The following is a 20,886-nucleotide window of genomic DNA, read 5'->3' on the forward strand; positions in this document are numbered from 1 at the left end:
CATTAAATTGATGAATCGTTCTTTTTCCTTTAATTCAAATTCAGAATATTTATCTAGAAAAAAGGATGTCTTAAATTCCATAAAACTTATTATTTCGGAACCCATAATTTCAGCAAGGGAGCCATCAGCCTTTTCGACAATTACGCGGAACACTTCGAAATAGAATTCTAAATCGGAAGTATTCTCACTGAATAAAAGATCAATGCAACTTATCGTTTCGTCATTGTCCGAAGGATAAGATTCACCGGATAATATTGTTTTAGCGTATTGTTTTATTAGTAATGTGTCAATATTCTTAAGACTATTTTGACGGATATTGTATCTATAATTCTTTGTTTCAATTTCCTGTCTAGGACCTATATTCTCCTGAAGATTTTCGTCAATTATAGATGTTTGTTTAGGTAGAGATTTACTTTTTTCCTCTTTTACCTCATTACAGGAGGGGAAGATTGTGATTAACAGGCATATTATTATGATCGGATTTCTCATATTGTGGCCAACGGTCGGGCTATGGCTCGTGGCGGGCGGGTTGATTGTTGCGTCCGATGAAAACGAATAGCTCGGTTAAGTTCATGAATATTTTTTCTTTTTTAGAAGTACCACACTAGCCATGAGATATAGCCGATGTTGGCAACTGGCATTATTTCAATAATTCTTTCAGTTTTTCGTTTAACTTTTCTCCACGTAAATTCCGGGCAATTATTGTTCCATGTTGGTCAATAAGAAAGTTGTCAGGAATTCCATTAATCCCATATATCAGTGAAGCAGTATTGTTTTTACTTAAATCGCTTAATTGTAACCAAGGTAATTTGTCGTTTTCAATTGCTTTAATCCAACTTTCTCTTTTTATGTCCTCTGAAACGGCAAAAATTTCGAAACCTTTGTTTTTAAAATCGTTATAAGTTTTCACTAAGTTTGGATTCTCTTTTCTACAAGGCCCACAGTTTGAAGCCCAAAATTCCAATAAAACAAGTTTTCCATCAAATTCAGATAGTCTTCTTTTTTTTCCTTTGATGTCCGTCATTCCAAAATCAACATACTTCTCTCCAATCTTGGGGTCTTTATTAAGTTTAATGTATCTCAATGCATTTTTACCAAATTCTGAATCCTTGTTTTTATCTGATAGGTTATTATATAGTTCAGTAGTTTTCTCTTTTCCCCAAGAAGTGGCATAAAATGATAATAAATAAGCACTGTATAGTTTGTCTGGATTTTCAGTTATAAAATCAGCCCTGTACTTATGCCTTTTACTTCTTGGTATCGTGTCTAGTTTCTGCCCTAATGTTGTACTCAAATTTTCTGTTTCAGAGCCTAAAACTTTTGCGTTTTTGAAATCGGTATTAGTTGCATCGAAAGTCATTTGATTATTTTCCAACCATACAAACCGATATTGGGAAAAGTCATTAGTTCTCAAAATCACCTCTAATGGCGATTTAGATATTTCGGTATTGAATACAAAAGCATTATTCTTAATTTCTGTTGAATCAATTATTTCGTTATCAAGTTCTAAATATAGAGATGTCCCATCTTTAAGTCCATTTGTCTTTCCGATCAATGAAAATTCCGCTTTCGGTTTTTTGTTACAGGCAATCGTCAATAATGTTATAATTCCAAATAAAATTATTCTCATCAATTTTGGTTTATGCTTGTTGCCAACTTGTTTATATAAGTAGTTTTGTGGTTTATATCCCCCTAAATCCAGAGGTAAAACACTATCACTTACGTTGTATCGAATATAGTTTATATATGCTATTATTCAAAGGTTCTTCCCTCCTTTTCTTAAACATCTTAGTATAAAAAGAGGCGGAATAGCGAGAGGGTAACACGCCAAGGCATGTTACGTATTACTACAAATTCCGCTTAGCCCCTGTAAACATTAAAGCTACCCTATATTTTAGCTTACTAAAACTTTAGGGTGTTGGTAGTAACATTTTAGTACTTGCATTTCATAGGCTAGTTATGGAAGATTAGGGGAAGACTGTAGTACTAATTATTGATATTCTAACATGAAGCTGGCTTAAAGCAACTGAAGGACTGCCTGGTCGATCTTTGAAGAATCAAGCTCCTTTAAATAAGCCTGCGTTACAGATAGATTTTGATGACCAAGTGATTCGCTGATGATATCGGTTGCTACCCCTTTTTGTTTTAGGCAATTGGCAAAGCTGTGCCGTGCCACGTAACTGGTAACGTTTTTATCAATACCACAGACTTTGGCAATTTCCTTAAGATCTCGATTGTACCTCCTCATTACCTTATGTTTTCGATCTTCAATCTGAACAGGAGTAAGATCATCTTTAAGCAATATTGGAAAAACATAACCCGTACCGGAATTGTCTTCTTTGAAGTAGTTCAGGATAGCTCTTACAGGCTCGATTATTTGAATTGTAAAATGTCCTTTTGTTTTTGACCGTATGTAATAGATCTTTTCATTCCTGATATCATCCCATCTTAATTTCATCATATCGGCAAAGTTCATCCCCCTTGTATAGAAACTAAAAACAAACAGGTGACGTGCAAGGGTAAGGTCTGGATATTCTTCAAGATTCATATTTACGATCTTATTTACCTCCTCCATAGAGAGCGCTCGCTTTCTGGTGTGCACTTTAAACTTTGAGAGTTTATAGGCTTTAAATGGATAAAAGGATTCTTTGACCCAGCCCCTTTCAATCGCCTTATTGTACATGGCTCGAATACCACGCATGTAAACAATGATTCCATTATCCCTCCATCCCTCTGATCTTAGGTATACTTCGTACTTATTTAAAAAACGAGGATCTAAATCCTGGAAGGAAAATCGCCTGTTGAAGCGGGTGAATTTAAAAACTGAGTTTTTGACATTTTTATAGTAACGCGCATTACCCATCCGACCGGACTCGATCATTTCCTGAACTAATTCCTCCCAGAAGGGAAATACCTTTTGGGAGGCTGGATTACTTTTTACCCGGTATTTAAATTCAAAATCGTCAAGGGTGAATCCTTCCTGCTGTAATTTTAATTCAGTAAGTACCTCCAGTGCCTTATCCTTGAATTTAAGCAGAAGTCGATTTTGTTGAAGGTAATTTTCATGCTTACTGTTAAAGCAACCTTCAGATGCGTTCCATTGATTCCGTCTGACACTAAAAATAGTTTTGAAGTATTTAGATTGCCTGTTTTTTGTGACCCGAATATAGACCGGAAACCTTCCGTCAGCAAGTGGCTTTTTTCTTATTACTGTCTTTATACTGGTCATAGAAAATTGATAATGGGTACAACATGGGTACAACAAATCGCCTATAAAAGGTACAATTAATGAAACCAAATACAAAGTCAATCTTCGGGAAACCCAGTGTTTACAGGTGTTTTGAAAGCATATGAAAATTGATGAAAACCCATTCAGCACGCCTGTTAATCAGAGGGTCCTTGGTTCGAGCCCAAGAGGGGGAGCTTAAAAGCAGAAAGCCAGCCGTAAGGTTGGCTTTTTTTATTTGTGATACCTCGAAGGGCGAGAAGCCTGTCCCGAGAAGCTCAGCGACGAGGGAAGCCCAAGAGGGACGGCCTAGTGTTAAGAAAAGGTCCAGTGGACCTTTTTAACGAACCTGCCTGACGGCAGACAGGGGAGCAAGCTGGCGCGCATGCATTAAAACATGAATAGCTACAATACAGAAAGTCCAACATAAAAAGTTGGATTTGTTTTAGCTCTTATCTATAAAATCCTATATAAAAAAGTACAAATCCTCAAAACTCATTTTTCATATGTTATATTTTACTCTATCAACCAGTTAACATAATATTCTGATTCAAATTTTGTCCCAACATCATTTAGAACAGTGTCAAAAAATTGTAGAGATGCTTTATTATGTTTTGAAATCTTAAATCTTAGTTGATTGTTCTTATTTTTCAAAAGTAAATTTATCGTCTTCTTTCCATATCCCAATCTTTGATAGTTTTTGATGATATAAATAGAATAGTCTCTATATGTTTTATTATCAAAATAATATCCGCCACCAACTATAGTAGAGCTATCATAAATTAAAAAAAAGACTAAACTTCTATGTTTACGTAAGCTTCCCAAAAACCATTTCAAATTCAATTTGTCTCTTTGAAAAAGGTTTAAAAAAGACTCTTTTGTAGATAATTTAATCTTCAACAAAATCGTCAAAATTGTTAGATATAGGTCCAGCAGCAACTGAATAAACCAGTCGTACTTGAGTAGAATTATCACAAAAGACAGTATAATTCTGTTCAACTGTATTATCGAAATCTAGATATGGTACATTCTCGCTTATAAAATCTTTGATTTCACTTTTTAATATATCTACTTGTTCTTCTGAAAGCTCAACATCAATATATTCATCATCACATAGATAAGACACTTCTAAATAATTAAAGTCTTTTCCATCGTAATCAAAAACAAAATCAAAATTTTCATATCTAAAATCATCACAATCAACTTTTTCTCTTAAAAAAGATATTTCATCCTTTTCGTCTAACGCAAAATAGACATCATCAAATTCATCTTCATACTCATGAAATGTTGTCAAAAATATTAACTCATTATCAAGTAACTCAAATTCAATCTCAAAATCATGCATTTCATTTTGTTCAAGCAAATAATCTGCGTAACAACTCATCCATTCATTAAGCATTTTTCCAAATTCATCAGAATAATCAAGCTTTTTATTATTAATGTAAACATAAACCTCATTACCCTTATGAGCATAAGTGAATGAAGCTGAAACAACATCTCCTCTTTGTAAAATATCTACTATAGATGCCTTAAAATTGTTTTTCATGATAAAAATATCTTTACAAAATTACTTGAAGCATGCTTTCAAGATAAAAAACTTTCTCTAAGTTTTTTTAGAGAAGAATTCTATAATGAAATCTATTATCTGTTCTGAAACCTCTCCAGCATCATCATGATTATTATATTCATGGAAAACTTCCATTTAAATGAGGCCATTTCTTTTAAAATGTAAAACTCAATTGAGTAAAAAACTTTATGATGTTTTTGATTTATGTATTTAGATCGCTATCACATGTAGCATCATAGCCTGTAAATGAAGGTAGGGTTGTAATTAACTCTCTGAACTTCCTTCTTTTGAAAGCACTTGACTTAGTTGGCCTATAATATTCTCTAATGTACCACTTTGAAACTCTGGGTGAGGTAAATCGGTCAATTGAATTATTACTGAATATCCTACATCGAGGGTCCTTGGTTTGAGCCGGCCGGCAGGCAGGCAGGCCCAAGAGACGGCCGAGCGTTCAAAAAACATCCTGTGGATGTTTTTAGCGACTGGGCGAGCTGGCGCGTGGGCATTACTTTCAATAAAACACCACTGTTTCTAAACCCCTTGTGTGGCTTTTTTTACTTGCGACCACTCGAAGGGCGAGAAGCCTGTCCCGGGAGCACAGGAATCCTTAAAGCCGGCCCACCGCCTCTTAGGTTTGTAGTATCTAATCTGTTTTATAGCAAAACAGGATGTCTTTCGAACTTTTTATTTCTATCGAATAAATACCGGTAGGTCACTAATGTTCGGGAGTGTTTCCCTCCTAAATTTTTAGAAATACCCAGTATTTTAGGATTGAAGTCACCTTGCCAATAAAGCTCCAGTTTTTTGTAGGATGTGGTGGATTTAATCACTTGCTCTGCTTCCACGATCAAGTAATAATCAAGACCTTTTCCTTGAAACTCGGGAACAACACCAAAGGCGAGACCTATAAAATTCTCATTTTTAACCAGTTTTTTAATGAGAAAGAATTTCAGCTTTGAAAACCACCCGAACTTTCCATGAAGGTGTTTGATCACCTGGTTGATATCCGGTAAATTAACCCACATCGCTACAGGTTCATCCTTGTAATATGCGAACCAAATAAGTTTCTCATCCAAAACAGGCTTTATGGTTTTAAAAAGTTTCAGTACCTGTTCGGGCGAAATATCCTTGTTCCCTTCATGTTGTGCCCAGGCTTTATTGTAGATAACACTTAAGTCCCTGGCATATTTTTCCAGGTTCTTTTTATTGATAAATTCAGCTTTAAAGTCAGGGTCTCCTGAATATTTTTTATGGGCTTCATAAAATTTGGGGGCTAATTGATGCGCTTCACCGGATACCGTAAGGCTCCAGCATAATTGATCATAAAAATTTCGAAACCCGTATGCCTCAAATAAGTTTTTATAATAAGGCGGATTGTAATTCATGTTGTAGATCGGAGGATGAAATCCATCTACCAACAAACCCCACCATTTATCTCTGTCACCAAGATTAATAGGGCCATCCATGGCCTCCATTCCTCTATCCATCAACCATTTTTTGGCAGTATTAAACAACAATGCTGCAGCCTTATGATCATCTATGCAATCAAAAAATCCGATACCTCCGACCTCAACATCATCACCTTTATTGGTATATTTTTTATTCACAAAAGCAGCAATTCTTCCTATCAACTTTCCTTGATCATCTTTCAATACCCATCGCATGGCTTCAGCTTTTTGTAAGAGCTTGTTTTTTGATTTGTCGAATACTGAAAGAACATCGTTATCCAATGGCTGGATCCAATTTGGATACGCCTTGTTAATCAGGACATGAACCTCCAAAAAATCCTTCTCTAATGCTTTGGTGTTGACTTCAAAATTCTTCATAGAATCAGTATTGAATTAATTAGTGCTATTCTGAATATTTAAAACAAATATTTAAATACCGTTTCTAAAAAGAAAGTTATTTGAAGAAAACTTAAAATCAGTAGATTTTCCCCTTCTTTTCGTTTAACGACTTGTCGTCACCAGCGGAAACGCAATTAAAGAAGTGCTATCCCACTCTCCTATACATCCGCATTCAGATACCCTATATTCAGAAGAGATCATTATTCGGTAAACATCACCCAAGTGCCTTCCGAGCGTTTAGAAAACATCCTGTGGATGTTTTTATCGAAGGAGCGAGACGGCGCGTCAACCATAAAACATAAATAGCCACAATACAGGAAGTCCGACTTGAAAAAGTTGGACTTTGTTGCGTTTAGCCCCCAATACTTTAGATTCCGACCTATTCATTATCTTTAATCAAAAACCACGATGAAAACTTTTCTCTTCTTCCTTTTTAGCCTTTGCATTTTATCAGGATACGCTCAAAGCACCAACTATACCATCGCCTCCTATGAAGAAGAGGGCACCAAAGCCCCAAATACCCACTATATAGGCGAAGCATGGCTTCATCATTTGGTAAGCGCAGACAAAGACCTTAGCTACAACATCACCAAGGCTACATTCAAGGCAAACTCTACCTTAGACTGGCATCATCACGATTCTCCCCAAGTGCTTATCGTTGTTGAAGGTGAAGGGTATTACCAGGAAAGAGGTAAGGAACCTATCCGTATGAAGGAGGGCGATGTGATCCAGTGCCCGAAAGACACCGAGCACTGGCACGCTTCCTCAAAGGAACATGATGTGACCTACCTAGCTATTTACGGTGGTACACAACCCACCACCTGGACCGAAGTTTTGAGCCGGGAATACTACAACCAGGTCGCAGAAACATTAAAGGAAAAATAAACCAACAGCATCACACCTCATCTCAAGCTATGCCTCCACTTTCATCCGTTAAGTATCTCTCTGCCCTTTTCCTTGTGCTCACCATAACACTGCAGACTACACGGGCTCAAACAACCGACAATGTCATTTCGTACACCTTGGAAGAGAATATCCCTTACGCGACCGGAGATGACCTGATCGCGGAGTATTGTAAGCTCGATGCGTTTTATCCCAACGATCGGTCCGATCTGCCCGTCCTGGTCTATTTTCATGGGGGCGGACTCAAAGGAGGTACCAAAAACATACCCGAATATTTCAAAGAGAAAGAGATCATTGTGTTTACAGTAAATTACCGTCTTTATCCGCAAGTCGCTACCAGGGAGATCCTTGACGATGCGGCTAAGGCGGTGAAATGGGCTTTTGACCATGCCGAAGATTATGGTGGTTCCACAGAAAAGATCTTCCTCTCCGGGCATTCTGCCGGGGGGTATATAACCAGTATGCTCGGACTGGATAGCACCTACCTTGAAAAATACGACCTGCATCCCGATATGATCGCCGGACTCATCCCGCTTAGCGGACACACCATTACCCATATGACCGTTCGGGAAGAAATGGGCATTCCCGAAACCCGCCCGGTAGTAGATGCCATGGCCCCTTTGTACCATGTTAAAAAAGAGACACCACCGTACATCATGATCACGGGAGACAGGGAGCTGGAACTCCTCGGACGCTATGAGGAGAATGCCTATATGCTGCGAATGATGAAGCTCGTTGGCAATACCAACTCAGAATTATTCGAACTTCAAGGGTATGGCCATGATATGGTGTATCCGGCAGCCCCGATCGTTGTTAAAAAGATCAAAGAGATCTGCAGTGGACTTAAATGAGTAATGCCTGAACCTCAGGTTACACAACACTCCTGATTCCTGAAATAACATGACGTCAGCAACTTAGAAGCCAAAGTCCGTCCGATTTCCTATTTTTAGTCTATGAAAAGGATACTTCTTTTAGTACTGATCATGTTTTTTAGCTGCAACGAGCAGCAACCCGCTCTTCACGAAACCCTGGGAACATTAGAGGGAATCCCCGGAAAGGAAACCTACAAGCACTCCCCCTATATTACCGCCGGCGACCGCTTTTACGCCATAGGAGCCCAGGACGGTTCGTTTCCTGAGATCGGGTGGCATATCGACAAGGAAATGGGCGGATTGTGGAATCACCCCATCAAGGTAATGGATGGTTTCGAGGCAAATATTCTGGAAGGTAACAATACCTTCCCCCTAAAAGACGCCACCTTCATAAACTACCCCATCGGGAGTACATTCACCTATGAGATACCTGGCTCTAACCTGCAAGTAGAACAATTCCAATTTGCCCCGGACCAACAACAGGGTATGGTTGTGGAGTACATCCTGAGTAATGAAGGCAAAACGTCATGGAGCGGATCGCTCCAGTTTCAGGCGCATACAGACCTTCGCCCCACCTGGTTAGGAGAACGGTCGGACATGATCGATGCAGCAGACAGCCTTTATATGATCAAAGGCGAGAACACCATTATAGCCAAAGACCTCAATAATGATTGGTACGGTGTAGTAACCTCTTCAGAAGCCATTCAAGACTTTACCATTGAGGAAAGCCCCTACAAGGGAAAGGGGAAGTCTGCAGTAATGAATATCCCCGCAACGATAGACCCGGCCGGGAAACAGGTGATATCCATCTACCTCGCCTCTTCTTACACCTCTCTGGAGGAAGCCATGACCGAACTCGCAGACATCAGGGACAACGCCAACATCCTTCTACAGGAAAAGGTCCAGAGCGCCAATTTGCTGGAACGCCAATCCAGGCTCACCACCTCCGACCCTGAATTTGACAAGGTATTTCGATGGCTTAAATACAATGCACAGTGGTTTATCCGCGAGGTACCGGAGCACGGAAGGGGCATCGCCGCCGGATATCCCGACTACCCCTGGTGGTTTGGTTGTGACAGTGAATACGCCCTGCAAGGGTATCTGGCCACCGGTAATTTTGAGATCACCCGGGCTACCATCAACCTGCTTGCATCCCTTTCGGCAAAGTCCAATGACAACGGCCGCATTGTTCACGAAGCCTCCACCAATGGGGTGGTATTTAATCCGGGCAATGTGAATGAGACTCCGCAATTCGCATCACTGCTGTGGAACTACTACCTGTGGACCGGTGATGTGAACGTCTTAACAGACCATTTCGAACTGATCAGAAAAGGCCTGGATTGGATCACAGAAGAGCAAGACCGCAATGGCAATGGCTTTCCTGAAGGTTCCGGAATGATGGAGATCCACGGACTGGACAGTGAAATGATCGATGTAGCCAGCTACACCCAACGCGGACTGGAAGACGGAGCCAAAATAGCAGAGGTCGTGGGAAGGCCGGACATTGCCGCCCAATACAAGACGCAGGCGGAAGCACTAAAAACAAGGATCAATGAGGTATTTTGGGTAGATGACTTTAACTCCTATGCTGATTTTATTGCGAATGATCAACAAACCCTGAAGCTCATCGAAGACGCCATTATTCGTGCCGACACCCTGAATAAACCCTGGGCGGTAAAAGAACTGGAGGAGACCAAAGCATATCTGCTAAAGCATCCTTCTGCAAAAGAGCGTCCATTCGTTTTACATCACAATTGGGTAGTAAACACACCCATGGAAATGGGGATCGCCGATAGGGATAAAGCACAAAAGGCACTGGAAACAGGAAGGCAATTTGTAAATCCCTTTGGGGTTTTCGTCACCGGGATCGACCGGGACGAGTCGGCCGGGACAGATATCGGTTCTTTTAAGGGAAGTAAGGTATTCTCTTATACCGGAGCAGTGATGACCCTCCCTACCGGCGTTTCTGCAGTTGCCGAAAACAACTATGGGAACCCCGACCTGGCCCTGGATTACCTTAAAAGAATGGGACGCAGCTTCAGCTATGCCCTACCGGGAAGTATCTATGAGGTCTCACCCGATTACGGCATGTTTGCCCAGGCCTGGAATATCTACAGCTATGCGGTACCCGTGGTCCAACAATTCTTCGGGATACAGCCACTGGCTTCCAAAAAATACATCCGCATACAACCCTTAATGCCATCAGATTGGGATTTCGCCCACCTGGAAAACGTAAAGATCGGAGCCAATGAGGTCAGTATCCGGTATGAAAAAACAACCTCAGGATATTCCCTTGAGGTAAGCCAAAAACGGGCAGACTGGGAACTCGATATTCAACCCGCCAATGGTTTTGAAATTGTAAAAGAGCAAGTAGAAAACCCCCTGTATTACACATTGTACTACCGGAAGGCCGACCGTCCCTAGCGCACAGAAGTACGATTTCGTATACGAAAGGCTACCCCGACCAAACGGCCAGTTCGTTCCCGGAAGGATCTTTAAAATGAAATCGTCGGCCGCCGGGAAAAGAGAAAACCGGAACGGTGACCTCACCTCCTGCTTGTGCGACCTTTTCCTGCATCACTTCAAGATCTTCATGATAGAGCACGATCAGCGCGCCATTCTCTACAGGCTGGTCCGACTTTTCAAATCCGCCGAAGACGCCGCTCCCTGAAAATGAGGTATAATCGGGGCCGTAATCTGTAAACACCCAGTTAAAGCATGCCGTGTAAAAGGTTTTTACGGCTTCAATATCGTTTGCTTTGAATTCGATATAGTCGATGTGATTATTTGTACTCATACCTCTAAAGTACGTTTTAATCGGATAATAACAGACACTTCTATCACTACCTGTATGGACTTAAATTATTTCATATGCGCATAATGCTTTATATTGAAGGAAAATTCCACCATAAGAAACCCAACTTCGATGAAACGTCTCTTCTTTTTCCTTTTCAGTTTTTGTCTTTCGTTTGTCATGCATGCACAATCCACAACTACGCTACACGACGAGGGACCCTTTGAGCAACTCATCATTCGCGGAGTTACGCTCATCAATGGGAATGGAGCGCCACCAATGGGGCCGGTAGACATTGTTATCGAAAAGAACGTGATCACCGGAATTCATAATGTAGGCTTCCCCGGGGTAGCGATCAAAAAAGAAGACCGTCCGCAACTCAAAGCCGGAGGGAAAGAACTAGACTGTGAAGGCATGTATTTACTACCCGGATTTATCGATATGCACGGGCATATTGGAGGGGAAGCACAGGGGGCCGACTGGGATTATGTTTTTAAATTATGGATGGCCCATGGGGTCACCACTGTGAGGGAACCCGGAGGTCGCGGACTTGACTGGACTCTCGACCTGAAAAATAAAAGTGAAAAGAACGATATTATTGCTCCGAGGATCTTTGCTTATACCGTATTTGGCCAGGGTAGTGACCAACCTATAAGCACCCCTGAAATGGCCAGAGCATGGGTTCAAAAAAATGCTAAGAACGGTGCCGACGGGGTGAAGTTCTTTGGCGCTGCCCCTGATATCATGCAGGCGGCCCTGGAAGAGAATAAAGCACTCGGACTGGGTTCTGCCTGTCACCACGCTCAGCTCAATGTAGCCGGGTGGAACGTATTGCATTCAGCACGCGCGGGACTCACCAGCATGGAGCACTGGTACGGGTTGCCTGAGGCCCTGTTCACCGACAGGACTGTGCAGGATTATCCGCTGGACTACAACTACCAGAACGAGCAGCACCGCTTTGAGGAGGCCGGTAAATTATGGCAGCAGGCGGCCCCTCCGTATTCGGAACACTGGAATGCCGTGATGAACGAGCTTCTCGAACTGGACTTCACCCTCGACCCTACATTTAATATCTACGAAGCCAGCCGTGATCTGCAACGCGCCCGAAGAGCCGAATGGCACGAAGATTACACCCTGCCCTCCCTTTGGAAATTCTACCAACCCAGCAAGGTGTCTCACGGCTCCTACTGGCACTTCTGGGGAACAGAGCAGGAAGTGGCCTGGAAAAAGAACTATCAGCTATGGATGACCTTTATTAACGAATACAAGAACCGCGGCGGAAGGGTGACGGTGGGCTCAGACTCCGGATTCATTTTTCAGTTATACGGCTTCGCCTATATCCGCGAAATGGAACTACTCAGAGAGGCCGGATTCCACCCCCTGGAGATCATTAAGGCCGCCACCTTGAGTGGTGCCGAGGCCCTGAAGATGGACGATAAGATCGGAACCGTAAGCATCGGGAAACTGGCCGACCTGGTGATCGTAGAAGAGAATCCGCTGGTCAATCTAAAGGTCCTCTACGGCACTGGTGCTATCAAACTAACCGAAAACAACGAGGTGATTCGTGTGGGGGGTGTAAAATATACCATCAAAGACGGGGTGGTCTACGATGCTAAACAACTACTACAAGATGTCAAAGTCATGGTAGATCAGGCTAAAGAAAGTGAAGGATTCGAGATCGTACAGCCCGGAATAAAGGGCAATGAATGATCGGCTGTCTGAAGAGCTTGATCACCAACTCCCGTTAAGACTCCAGTCGTAGGGCCTGAATTCGATCTCAGCGCTACTTGAAATGTTGAACCCTACATAGGGATCTAGAAATCCTATGAGGTCACCATCATTAAAATCGCCTTTGAACCATTGAAAGATCTTAGACAGCTCCAGGCGGTCTTCGGTGATGTGGTTCTTATCAGAATTCAAAAATCTTCGGGTTGCCCTATCCAATTGGGTATCCAGGTGTGCTGCTGTATAGGCACTATTCCATAGATCGGGACAAGACTTTGACGCACAATTGATCGCAAAATGAATACGAGGTTCGTTCATCTTACGGAGCAGACTATGCTCCAGTGCCCCCAAAGAGAACTCTTTCGCGCCGATCTTTATAAAGGGAACCGCCCAGGTTCTTGGTACATCCTGAATGCTTTGTACAGGGTAGTGATCAAGGATCAATTTAACGGTAGCGGCATTGTATAAATTAATGTAATACGCCAGCTGTTCCTGCACCGACCAGGCATCATCAGGAACATGAGCGGCAAGGAACTCCAGGTAATCGTCCAGTTTGGCTTTGTCCTGAATTAATCCTCCGTAATTCACAACTCCCTTGGCATCGACATGTGCTTTAAGCAATCCGTCCCAGACGGTATGATCTACAGAAACAGACGAGGTGGTATCGGCATTACCCAGGCGATGCGTCACCTGCTTTACCTCAAGGCCTTTATTATCAAATCCTGCAAACGCCAGCACTCCAAAACTGTACTCTGCATAGACCACCGATAGAATGAGGATCAATAACAGAACAGGAATGACCTTTTTTTTCATACTGAGGAGTTTAAGCGTTATCGTTGATTATTTCTTCAGGCCTTTCAATACGTCCAGTAAGGCATCAGCCTCCATTCTCACCTTATAGTCAGGATTGAAATAGGTGTAGCGGATCTCCCCTTCTGTGGTGACCACCATAACTCCGGGCACCGGGATCACGTCGGCCATATTACCTGCCTGGGCTGTCGAGGCAACATAACCTTTGACCTTCTCAGGGGTCTGAAAGGCAATTCCAAGATCGGTGATGAAGCTACCGCCCGGATCTGAAAGTAACGTATAGCCCAAACCACCCTTATCAATGGTCGGGTCCAGATTCCCGAAATCGTCCGGACTAATCGCCAGGATCTGATACCCAAGATCGGTAATAGCGCTCTCTGCGGCAGCCAAGGATGATAAATGCAAATTGCAATACGGACACCAGCCTCCCCTGTAAAATACCAATACTGCGGGAGTGGTGCCGATCAACTTTTTCAGGGAAACATCCTCCCCTTTCGCATTTCTTAATACAGCCTCCGGCAGCACATCGCCCACTTCTACAGGGGTAATATCCTCGGGGTTAAGGGCAGCCGATTGAGCAAATGATTGGGAGAGGCACATCACGAAGCACATAATGGCCATTAATGTCAACTGATGTTTCATAGGTTCTATGTCATTAAATTCTTAAAACGGTTATCGGTCGTTATACAAGCGTGACCATCTGTGACACCCCTATAATGTCCGGGATCGCAATTTCCTACGTGGCTATTCAAGGAATTAAGGTGTCAAAAAGAAATATACGTATAATCCTCAGAACTATAACAGCCCCGGAGAATATGCATTACAATATTTGGAATGGAAGGGGGCAGCCTATCGTTAAAGATGAAAGATGAGCGAATTATGCTTACCTTAAGATCAGTTTTTACTGATAAAAACTCAGGTCTAAGATCTATGGAAAACGTATATGACATAGCCGTCATTGTGATCAACTACAATAATGCGGGGTATACTATCGAGTGTGTTCAAAGTCTTATGGAGAAGTCCACCTCTGAGTTATCGGTGCAATATATTATCGTGGACAATAGTTCTGAAATGGAGGATTTCCAAACCCTTAAAGCTTTTACAGAACAGCTTGACCACCCCAACCTAATCCTATTCCGGAGTCAGCTCAACGGCGGATTTGGTGCCGGGAATATGCATGGTGTACAATGGGCTAACGCCAAATACTACGCCTTCATTAACAACGACACCCTGATGATCGACGATTGTTTAAAACACTGTTTCCGGTTTATGGAAATCACCCCGGAGGCTGCCGTCTGTGGCCCGCAGATCAGGATCGACCAAAAACGACAGGCGCGAAGCTTTGGGCATTTTATCTCTCTCCCCAAGATCATGTTCGGAAACACCCTTATTGAAAGTGGGGCATTTGGTAGAAAGCCTTCCCGAAAAAAGGAATATGCTGCACCGGTAGAGGTCGATTACGTCAACGGGAGTTTTATGTTCTTCCGGGCGGAAGATTTTCACAAGGTAGGCGGCTTCGACACCAACATCTTCCTCTTCTACGAGGAAAGCGATATTTGTTATCGCCTGAAAAAGCAAGGGAGATCCACCTGGTACCTGCCCGGGGCTCGATACATTCATTTCGAGGGCAGCAGCCATAAGGCACCCATTGCCATCAAGAAAGAGCTCAAAATGTCCATGCTCTATGTCCTCAGAAAGAATCGCGGGTACCTCAACTTCCTTGTCGCACGCTATTTTTTAGTGATACGCTATTTCTTCTCGACCCTGGTCAAACCCAAATACTTCCCGTTACTTAAGGCTTGTATCACCGGGAATTACATCACCGATTCGCTAAAACAGCAACAGGTGATCCATAAAGAAAAAGCAGGGGTCTACACCTGCATGCCCAAAACAACAGATCGTCAGATCTCCTAGTTCTTCTCTGCTTCTTCAATTTTTTCACCGATCCCAAAGCGACGATACACCGACCTTAAGAATTCGCCGTACATTTCCTCATGCTTAACATATTGCTCAGGGGTAAGGATCTTTCGCACCTCCCATTCCTGCTTACTCAGATAGGCTTTGAACTTTTCCTTGAGCTCTTCTTTGGTCCACTCCTGGTCCTTATCGTCCAGACGAGCCATCTTTACTGCGTAATAGGTAAGTGTACTCTGATATTGAGCCTCTTGCTCTTCGGTTAATCCCATCTCCTGAAGCCCACGGTAATACCAAAGCTGAAGGTTATCGCGTTCCTCTTGGGTAAAGGTCTGCACACGGTGTGCATTCTTATCGACCTCCATCCCCTCAGACTCCTGTTCCGGAGTTTCCTGGGCCATTAACGGAGCACCAACGATCATAAACAATAAGATAAGTGTAAAGCGTTTCATAGGGTATATTTTTGGTGTTACGCTTATGAAAATACTTCTTTTTTCTTAACCAACACCACAACACCTGCAAACACCCCATCGCATCAACTAAAGTTATCACATTAGCGCATTATAAAGACAGGGCCTGACTCAACTACTCATCCCGCAGGGCAGATTCATGTTACTGCCTCTATTCTACGATGATCTCATCGGCAAAGATCCAGGCAGGCTTCCCTGATCCCGGATGACCTTCCGGACATAGGGTGTTCTTTGCAGACACCCGAATATAGCGAACATTCTTTAGCGCCTTGGTCAGGGTAAAATCATGTTGCACCTCCCCGGCATCCCGGGCTATCGGATTGGCAACCGTCGCCAGCTCCTTATACTTCTTACCGTCTTGAGAAACCTCAAAGGTCACTGCTTCCGGCATAAAGATCCAATCCCTGTATTTTTGCAAACAACCCAGGCTAATACGCCTAACAGACTGCTGCTCTCCCAGGTCAATAGTAGCGATAAGGTCTTTGCCGCTAAACCCATGCCAGTATTTGCCCACGGTTCCGGTACCACGAACCCCATCGGTAAGGGCATTAGGTCCGTCGGCTGTGTAATACCTGCTTACCGGATTTGTATACTTCACCTCACGCCCGATCGCCTCATGAACAGCAAAATGCTGCGATGCCGGCTGGTATCCTTTCACCTCGTTATGCACCACATTTACAGCTTTAAGCTCAGTGGTTTTATCAATAATAATGGGCTGGGTATACAACAAACTTTCAAGTGTAGGATCACTACCATCAAGGGTGTAATGTATTTTCGCCCCCAAGATCTCTGTGCCAAGGGTCGCCTTTAAAATTCCGTTAGCCGATTCAGGGGTGATCGCTACCGTGAAATTTCCAGGACAATAATTGAGTCCGCGTTGCTCGAAGCCTCTCAAGTGACTTTGCAACCTGCGGTTGAACCCTTCCCAAGTTTTATCTTCCAGGGGTGTCCACACAGCTTCAGCAAGGGCCAACATTCTCGGCAATACCATATACTCAAGGTGAGCGGCCGTTGTGATATACTCGGTCCACACATTGGCCTGTGCCCCCATCACGTATTTGGCCTGTTCAGAAGAAAGTTCTTCAGGAATAGGATTGTAATCATAAACATGCTTCAGGGTATTGAATCCGCCAATAGCCCTGGGTTCCCCTTCCGGCCCTGCCTGGTAGTGGTCAAAATACAAGGGCTTCCCGGGGGTCATCACCACATCGTGACTCATTTTGGCGGCTTCGATCCCGCCGGCTTCTCCCCTCCAGCTCATCACCGTTGCATCAGGAGCGAGCCCCCCTTCAAGGATCTCATCCCACCCGATCATACGGCGTCCTTTGCCATTCAGGAATTTCTCAATTCGGGTGATAAAATAACTCTGAAGTTCGTGTTCATCCTTTAACTTCTCGTCTTTTATACGACGCTGACAGCGGTCGCAGTGCTTCCAGGCTTCTTTGTTTACTTCATCTCCTCCAACATGAATATATTCTGAAGGGAACAGATCAACAACCTCCCTCAATACATCTTCCAAAAAGTCGAATACCGCATCGTTCCCGGCACAGTAATTCGATGACATATTGGTGTAATTACCCCCGGTCAAAGGCAGCTGAGGGATCTGACTACAACTCAGTTCCGGGTAGGCTGCAATGGCAGAAGCTATATGTCCCGGCATTTCGATCTCCGGAACTATAGTAATATTTCTTTCGGCTGCATAGGCCACGATCTCACGAATTTGCTCCTGGGTATAATACCCACCATAGGTTGGCTTTTCATCTGCTTTGGCTTGCGGCCGATCTCCCCAGACCAAATGTGTCTGATCTACCCGCCATGCTCCGATATCGGTAAGCTTCGGATACTTTTTGATCTCCAGCCTCCAGCCTTGGTCATCAACGAGGTGCCAGTGAAAGGTATTGAGCTTATAAGCCGCCATGAGGTCGATATACTGCTTGATCACCTCCGGTCCAAAAAAGTGCCTGCTCACATCGAGGTGCATTCCGCGCCATTCAAAACGCGGATAGTCGGTTATTGACAAACAAGGGATCTCAAGGGCAGCATTGGTACGCATCGCAGGCAATAACTGCAACAATGACTGCATCCCGTAGATGATCCCTGCTCTTAAATTTGCGCGAAGTAGCACCTTTTCCGGGGTTACGTTTATGGTATACCCTTCATCTCCGATCTCGGGCAAGGATTCCAGCTTAAGTTCAATAGTTCTTTGAGCTTTATCCTGCAGTGGCAATGCATATCCCGACAGTTCTTCGATAGCCGAAGAAAAGAACCTGGCAGCCTCTTCCAATCCATCATTGGCCTGATCAAAAACAATAGCCGTTTCTGCATCGATAACAAAGGTACCCTCATTGACGGTTACGGATACCGGCTGGGGAATGATCGGCAATACATCCTGCGCCATAAGTAATACGGAGCTGCAAAGCGAAAAGAGTGCGATAAATAGCTTATTCATGTTGGTTCGTTGGTTTTTAGGCATGTACATATCCATTAAAACCTGCAGCCATTTGGCCACAGACCTTTTGCGTCTACAATTTTTGATTTTATCCGGTTCCTGCCAAGAAATTAAGCCGAAGGGTAAATGATTTAGTATATTTTCTACATTCCACCAAAATTCATGGAGCCCCCAAGCGCCTTTTGCAAGCACCTCATAAAACCTATCTGGCTGATATACAAGACGAAAGAAAAAACTCCGAATTTAACCCTCCAGCCAATAATCATTTTTAATCTTGAAGCAATATATTCGTGACACCAACTAATTCATAATCATGCTTAAAAAACTACTACCTCTCTTTATTCTACCCTTGCTATTTACCGGTTGCAAGAAGGATGAAATTCCAACCTACACCCTTACCGTAACGGCCGGGGAAGGGGGAACAGCCACCCCTGTAGAAAAGATCTACAACGAAGGACAAAACGCTACGATCACCGCTACCCCGGATGATCTATATGAGTTTACGGGATGGACAGGCGACGTGACCTCTTCAACGAATCCGTTTACCTTTAAAATGAATGACGACAAGAACGTTGTTGCCAATTTTTCGAAACGGGATAGCGATGGTGACGGTGTTCCCGATGATGCCGACCAATGTAATAACACCCCTCAAGGAGCCGAAGTAGATAGCAACGGTTGTGCCGCCTCACAAAAGGATTCTGACAACGACGGGGTAACCGATGACAAGGACACCTGTCCCGATACACCTTCAGGTGAAACGGTAGATGAGAACGGATGCAGTGCTTCGCAAACTGATTCCGATAATGATGGGGTAACCGACGACAAGGATACCTGTGCAGACACCCCTGAAGGTGAAACTGCAGATGCCAACGGTTGCAGCCCTTCCCAAAAAGATACCGACAATGACGGGGTAACAGACGATAAAGACACCTGTGCAGAAACACAGGAAGGAGCAGCTGTAGATGAGAATGGATGTTCCCCTTCGCAAAAGGATTCCGACAATGATGGAGTAACCGACGACAAAGATACCTGTGCAAATACTCCGGAGGGAGAAACTACCGATACCAACGGATGTAGCCCTTCTCAGAAGGACACCGACGGAGACGGGGTTAATGACGACAAAGATATTTGCGCAGACACCCAGGCCGGAGCCATGGTCGACGAGAACGGGTGTAGTACATCGCAAAAAGACACCGATGAAGACGGGGTTACCGATGACATCGACACCTGTCCGGATACCCTCAAGGGATTAAACGTAGACGCCAATGGTTGTGCGATCCAGGCCGTTTACCTCGACACCAACGGAATTACCATTAAAGCCGAGTCATGGGCTGTAGCAGGTGACACCGGTGCCATCAACGGGAAAGCGTATACCGTGGTTGATGAAACCATGCTGAGGGACATGATCGCCAATAATGAAGATATAAGCACCACCGTAACCACGCTGGTGACTAATATGAGTAGGTTATTCTATAACAAAACAGCTTTCAACCAGGACATCAACCATTGGGATGTGAGCAACGTCACCAATATGGCAAGTATGTTCTTTCATGCTGAGTCCTTCGACCAAGACCTGGAGCAATGGGATGTAAGCAAGGTGGAAACCATGGAATTGATGTTTTATAATGCCCTGCTTTTTAACGGGAATATCTCGCTGTGGAATACCAGCAGCGTCACCAACCTCAAGAATATGTTTAATAGTGCCATCAGCTTCAACCAACCCATTGGCGTGTGGAACGTTTCTAACGTTACCACCACAGAATACATGTTTTACCGCGCTTCTTCATTCAATCAAAATCTGGGAGACTGGAATATGAGTAATGTTATTCGCTTATCGGGCATGTTCGCAGAAGCAACCGTCTTTAACCAGGATATAAGCGGATGGGATACAAGCAATGCGATCAGTTTATACGGTATGTTTAAAGAGGCTACTTCCTTTAACCAGCCCATCGGTAGCTGGACAACCTCGAAAGTACAAGACGCCGATGAGATGTTTTACGGAGCTACTTCTTTCAACCAGGATATCAGTAACTGGGATTTGAGCAGTGCTGGTGACATTTCGGCCATGTTTGCATTTGCAACTTCCTTTAACCAGGACATCAGTGGCTGGAATGTAAGTTCTGTACAAGGGATGTATGGCATGTTCGAAGGGGCTACCGCCTTTAATCAGGACCTCAGCAGTTGGGACGTCTCCAACGTTTTGTATTGCGGAAACTTCGCACTTGGAGCGACCAACTACACCCTTCCAAAACCTAATTTCTCCAATTGCGAGTAAGAAGGTCTTGCAAACACTCATTATAAAAAGGGCG

17 protein-coding genes are annotated in these 20,886 nt (G+C 43.6%); 6 read left to right on the top strand and 11 right to left on the bottom strand.

Features of this window, described 5'->3' with window-relative positions:
- The 6 genes from IS446_RS00350 to IS446_RS00375 form a co-directional block, all read right to left on the bottom strand.
- Positions 1-489, bottom strand: a 489-nt coding sequence (locus IS446_RS00350; RefSeq protein ID WP_203057174.1) for a hypothetical protein, incomplete at its 3' end; no start/stop codon positions are given.
- Positions 490-640: 151 nt separating this feature from the next.
- Entirely contained in the window at positions 641-1,630 is a 990-nt protein-coding gene (locus tag IS446_RS00355; RefSeq protein WP_203057179.1) for a TlpA disulfide reductase family protein, read from the bottom strand.
- Positions 1,631-2,017: 387 nt separating this feature from the next.
- Positions 2,018-3,298, bottom strand: coding sequence for a site-specific integrase (locus IS446_RS00360; RefSeq protein ID WP_203057180.1), 1,281 nt, complete (start codon positions 3,296-3,298; stop codon positions 2,018-2,020).
- A gap of 444 nt (positions 3,299-3,742) precedes the next feature.
- Positions 3,743-4,201, bottom strand: coding sequence for a GNAT family N-acetyltransferase (locus IS446_RS15580; protein WP_394370932.1), 459 nt, complete (start codon positions 4,199-4,201; stop codon positions 3,743-3,745).
- Positions 4,116-4,772 (bottom strand): hypothetical protein, encoded by a 657-nt coding sequence (locus IS446_RS00370; protein WP_203057182.1) that lies wholly within the window; start codon positions 4,770-4,772, stop codon positions 4,116-4,118. Before IS446_RS00370 ends, IS446_RS15580 begins: the two co-directional genes overlap by 86 nt.
- Before the next feature lie 674 nt (positions 4,773-5,446).
- The gene (locus IS446_RS00375) at positions 5,447-6,619 is read right to left on the bottom strand and encodes a hypothetical protein (protein WP_203057183.1); all 1,173 of its coding nucleotides are present in this window, start codon (positions 6,617-6,619) and stop codon (positions 5,447-5,449) included.
- A 429-nt stretch (positions 6,620-7,048) separates the two neighbouring features.
- On the opposite strand from IS446_RS00375, the gene IS446_RS00380 reads away from it, so the two are divergent.
- The 3 genes from IS446_RS00380 to IS446_RS00390 all read left to right on the top strand — a co-directional run bounded on the left by IS446_RS00380 (position 7,049) and on the right by IS446_RS00390 (position 10,839).
- Entirely contained in the window at positions 7,049-7,525 is a 477-nt protein-coding gene (locus tag IS446_RS00380) for a cupin domain-containing protein (protein WP_203057184.1), read from the top strand.
- A 29-nt stretch (positions 7,526-7,554) separates the two neighbouring features.
- Positions 7,555-8,394, top strand: a complete 840-nt coding sequence (locus IS446_RS00385) for an alpha/beta hydrolase (protein ID WP_203057185.1) — start codon at positions 7,555-7,557, stop codon at positions 8,392-8,394.
- Between the two features lie 102 nt (positions 8,395-8,496).
- The gene (locus tag IS446_RS00390; RefSeq protein WP_203057186.1) at positions 8,497-10,839 is read left to right on the top strand and encodes an amylo-alpha-1,6-glucosidase; all 2,343 of its coding nucleotides are present in this window, start codon (positions 8,497-8,499) and stop codon (positions 10,837-10,839) included.
- Between the two features lie 31 nt (positions 10,840-10,870).
- Here the strand turns inward: IS446_RS00390 and IS446_RS00395 are convergent, their stop codons facing one another.
- On the bottom strand, positions 10,871-11,212 hold the full coding sequence (locus tag IS446_RS00395) for a VOC family protein (RefSeq protein WP_203057187.1): 342 nt from the start codon (positions 11,210-11,212) through the stop codon (positions 10,871-10,873).
- 177 nt (positions 11,213-11,389) lie between these two features.
- Between IS446_RS00395 and IS446_RS00400 the strand changes: the two genes are divergently transcribed.
- Positions 11,390-12,919: an amidohydrolase family protein gene (locus tag IS446_RS00400; protein ID WP_235996363.1), complete on the top strand. Its 1,530-nt coding sequence runs from the start codon at positions 11,390-11,392 to the stop codon at positions 12,917-12,919.
- Positions 12,920-12,940: 21 nt separating this feature from the next.
- Here IS446_RS00400 and IS446_RS00405 read toward each other — a convergent pair whose 3' ends face one another.
- Positions 12,941-13,747: a DUF547 domain-containing protein gene (locus tag IS446_RS00405; RefSeq protein WP_203057189.1), complete on the bottom strand. Its 807-nt coding sequence runs from the start codon at positions 13,745-13,747 to the stop codon at positions 12,941-12,943.
- Between the two features lie 27 nt (positions 13,748-13,774).
- Positions 13,775-14,386: a peroxiredoxin-like family protein gene (locus tag IS446_RS00410; RefSeq protein WP_203057190.1), complete on the bottom strand. Its 612-nt coding sequence runs from the start codon at positions 14,384-14,386 to the stop codon at positions 13,775-13,777.
- Positions 14,387-14,674: 288 nt separating this feature from the next.
- Between IS446_RS00410 and IS446_RS00415 the strand changes: the two genes are divergently transcribed.
- Positions 14,675-15,658, top strand: a complete 984-nt coding sequence (locus IS446_RS00415; RefSeq protein ID WP_203057191.1) for a glycosyltransferase family 2 protein — start codon at positions 14,675-14,677, stop codon at positions 15,656-15,658.
- On the opposite strand, the gene IS446_RS00420 is transcribed toward IS446_RS00415, so the two are convergent.
- Both IS446_RS00420 and IS446_RS00425 read right to left on the bottom strand, forming a co-directional pair.
- Positions 15,655-16,110 (bottom strand): hypothetical protein, encoded by a 456-nt coding sequence (locus IS446_RS00420; RefSeq protein WP_203057192.1) that lies wholly within the window; start codon positions 16,108-16,110, stop codon positions 15,655-15,657. The genes IS446_RS00415 and IS446_RS00420 overlap by 4 nt on opposite strands.
- 169 nt (positions 16,111-16,279) lie before the next feature.
- Positions 16,280-18,577, bottom strand: coding sequence for a glycoside hydrolase family 20 protein (locus tag IS446_RS00425; protein ID WP_203057193.1), 2,298 nt, complete (start codon positions 18,575-18,577; stop codon positions 16,280-16,282).
- Between the two features lie 313 nt (positions 18,578-18,890).
- Between IS446_RS00425 and IS446_RS15540 the strand changes: the two genes are divergently transcribed.
- Entirely contained in the window at positions 18,891-20,852 is a 1,962-nt protein-coding gene (locus IS446_RS15540; RefSeq protein ID WP_203057194.1) for a BspA family leucine-rich repeat surface protein, read from the top strand.
- Positions 20,853-20,886 lie beyond the last annotated feature (34 nt).

This window comes from Robertkochia sediminum (assembly GCF_016786255.1).
GTDB classification, from domain to species: Bacteria; Bacteroidota; Bacteroidia; order Flavobacteriales; family Flavobacteriaceae; genus Robertkochia; species Robertkochia sediminum.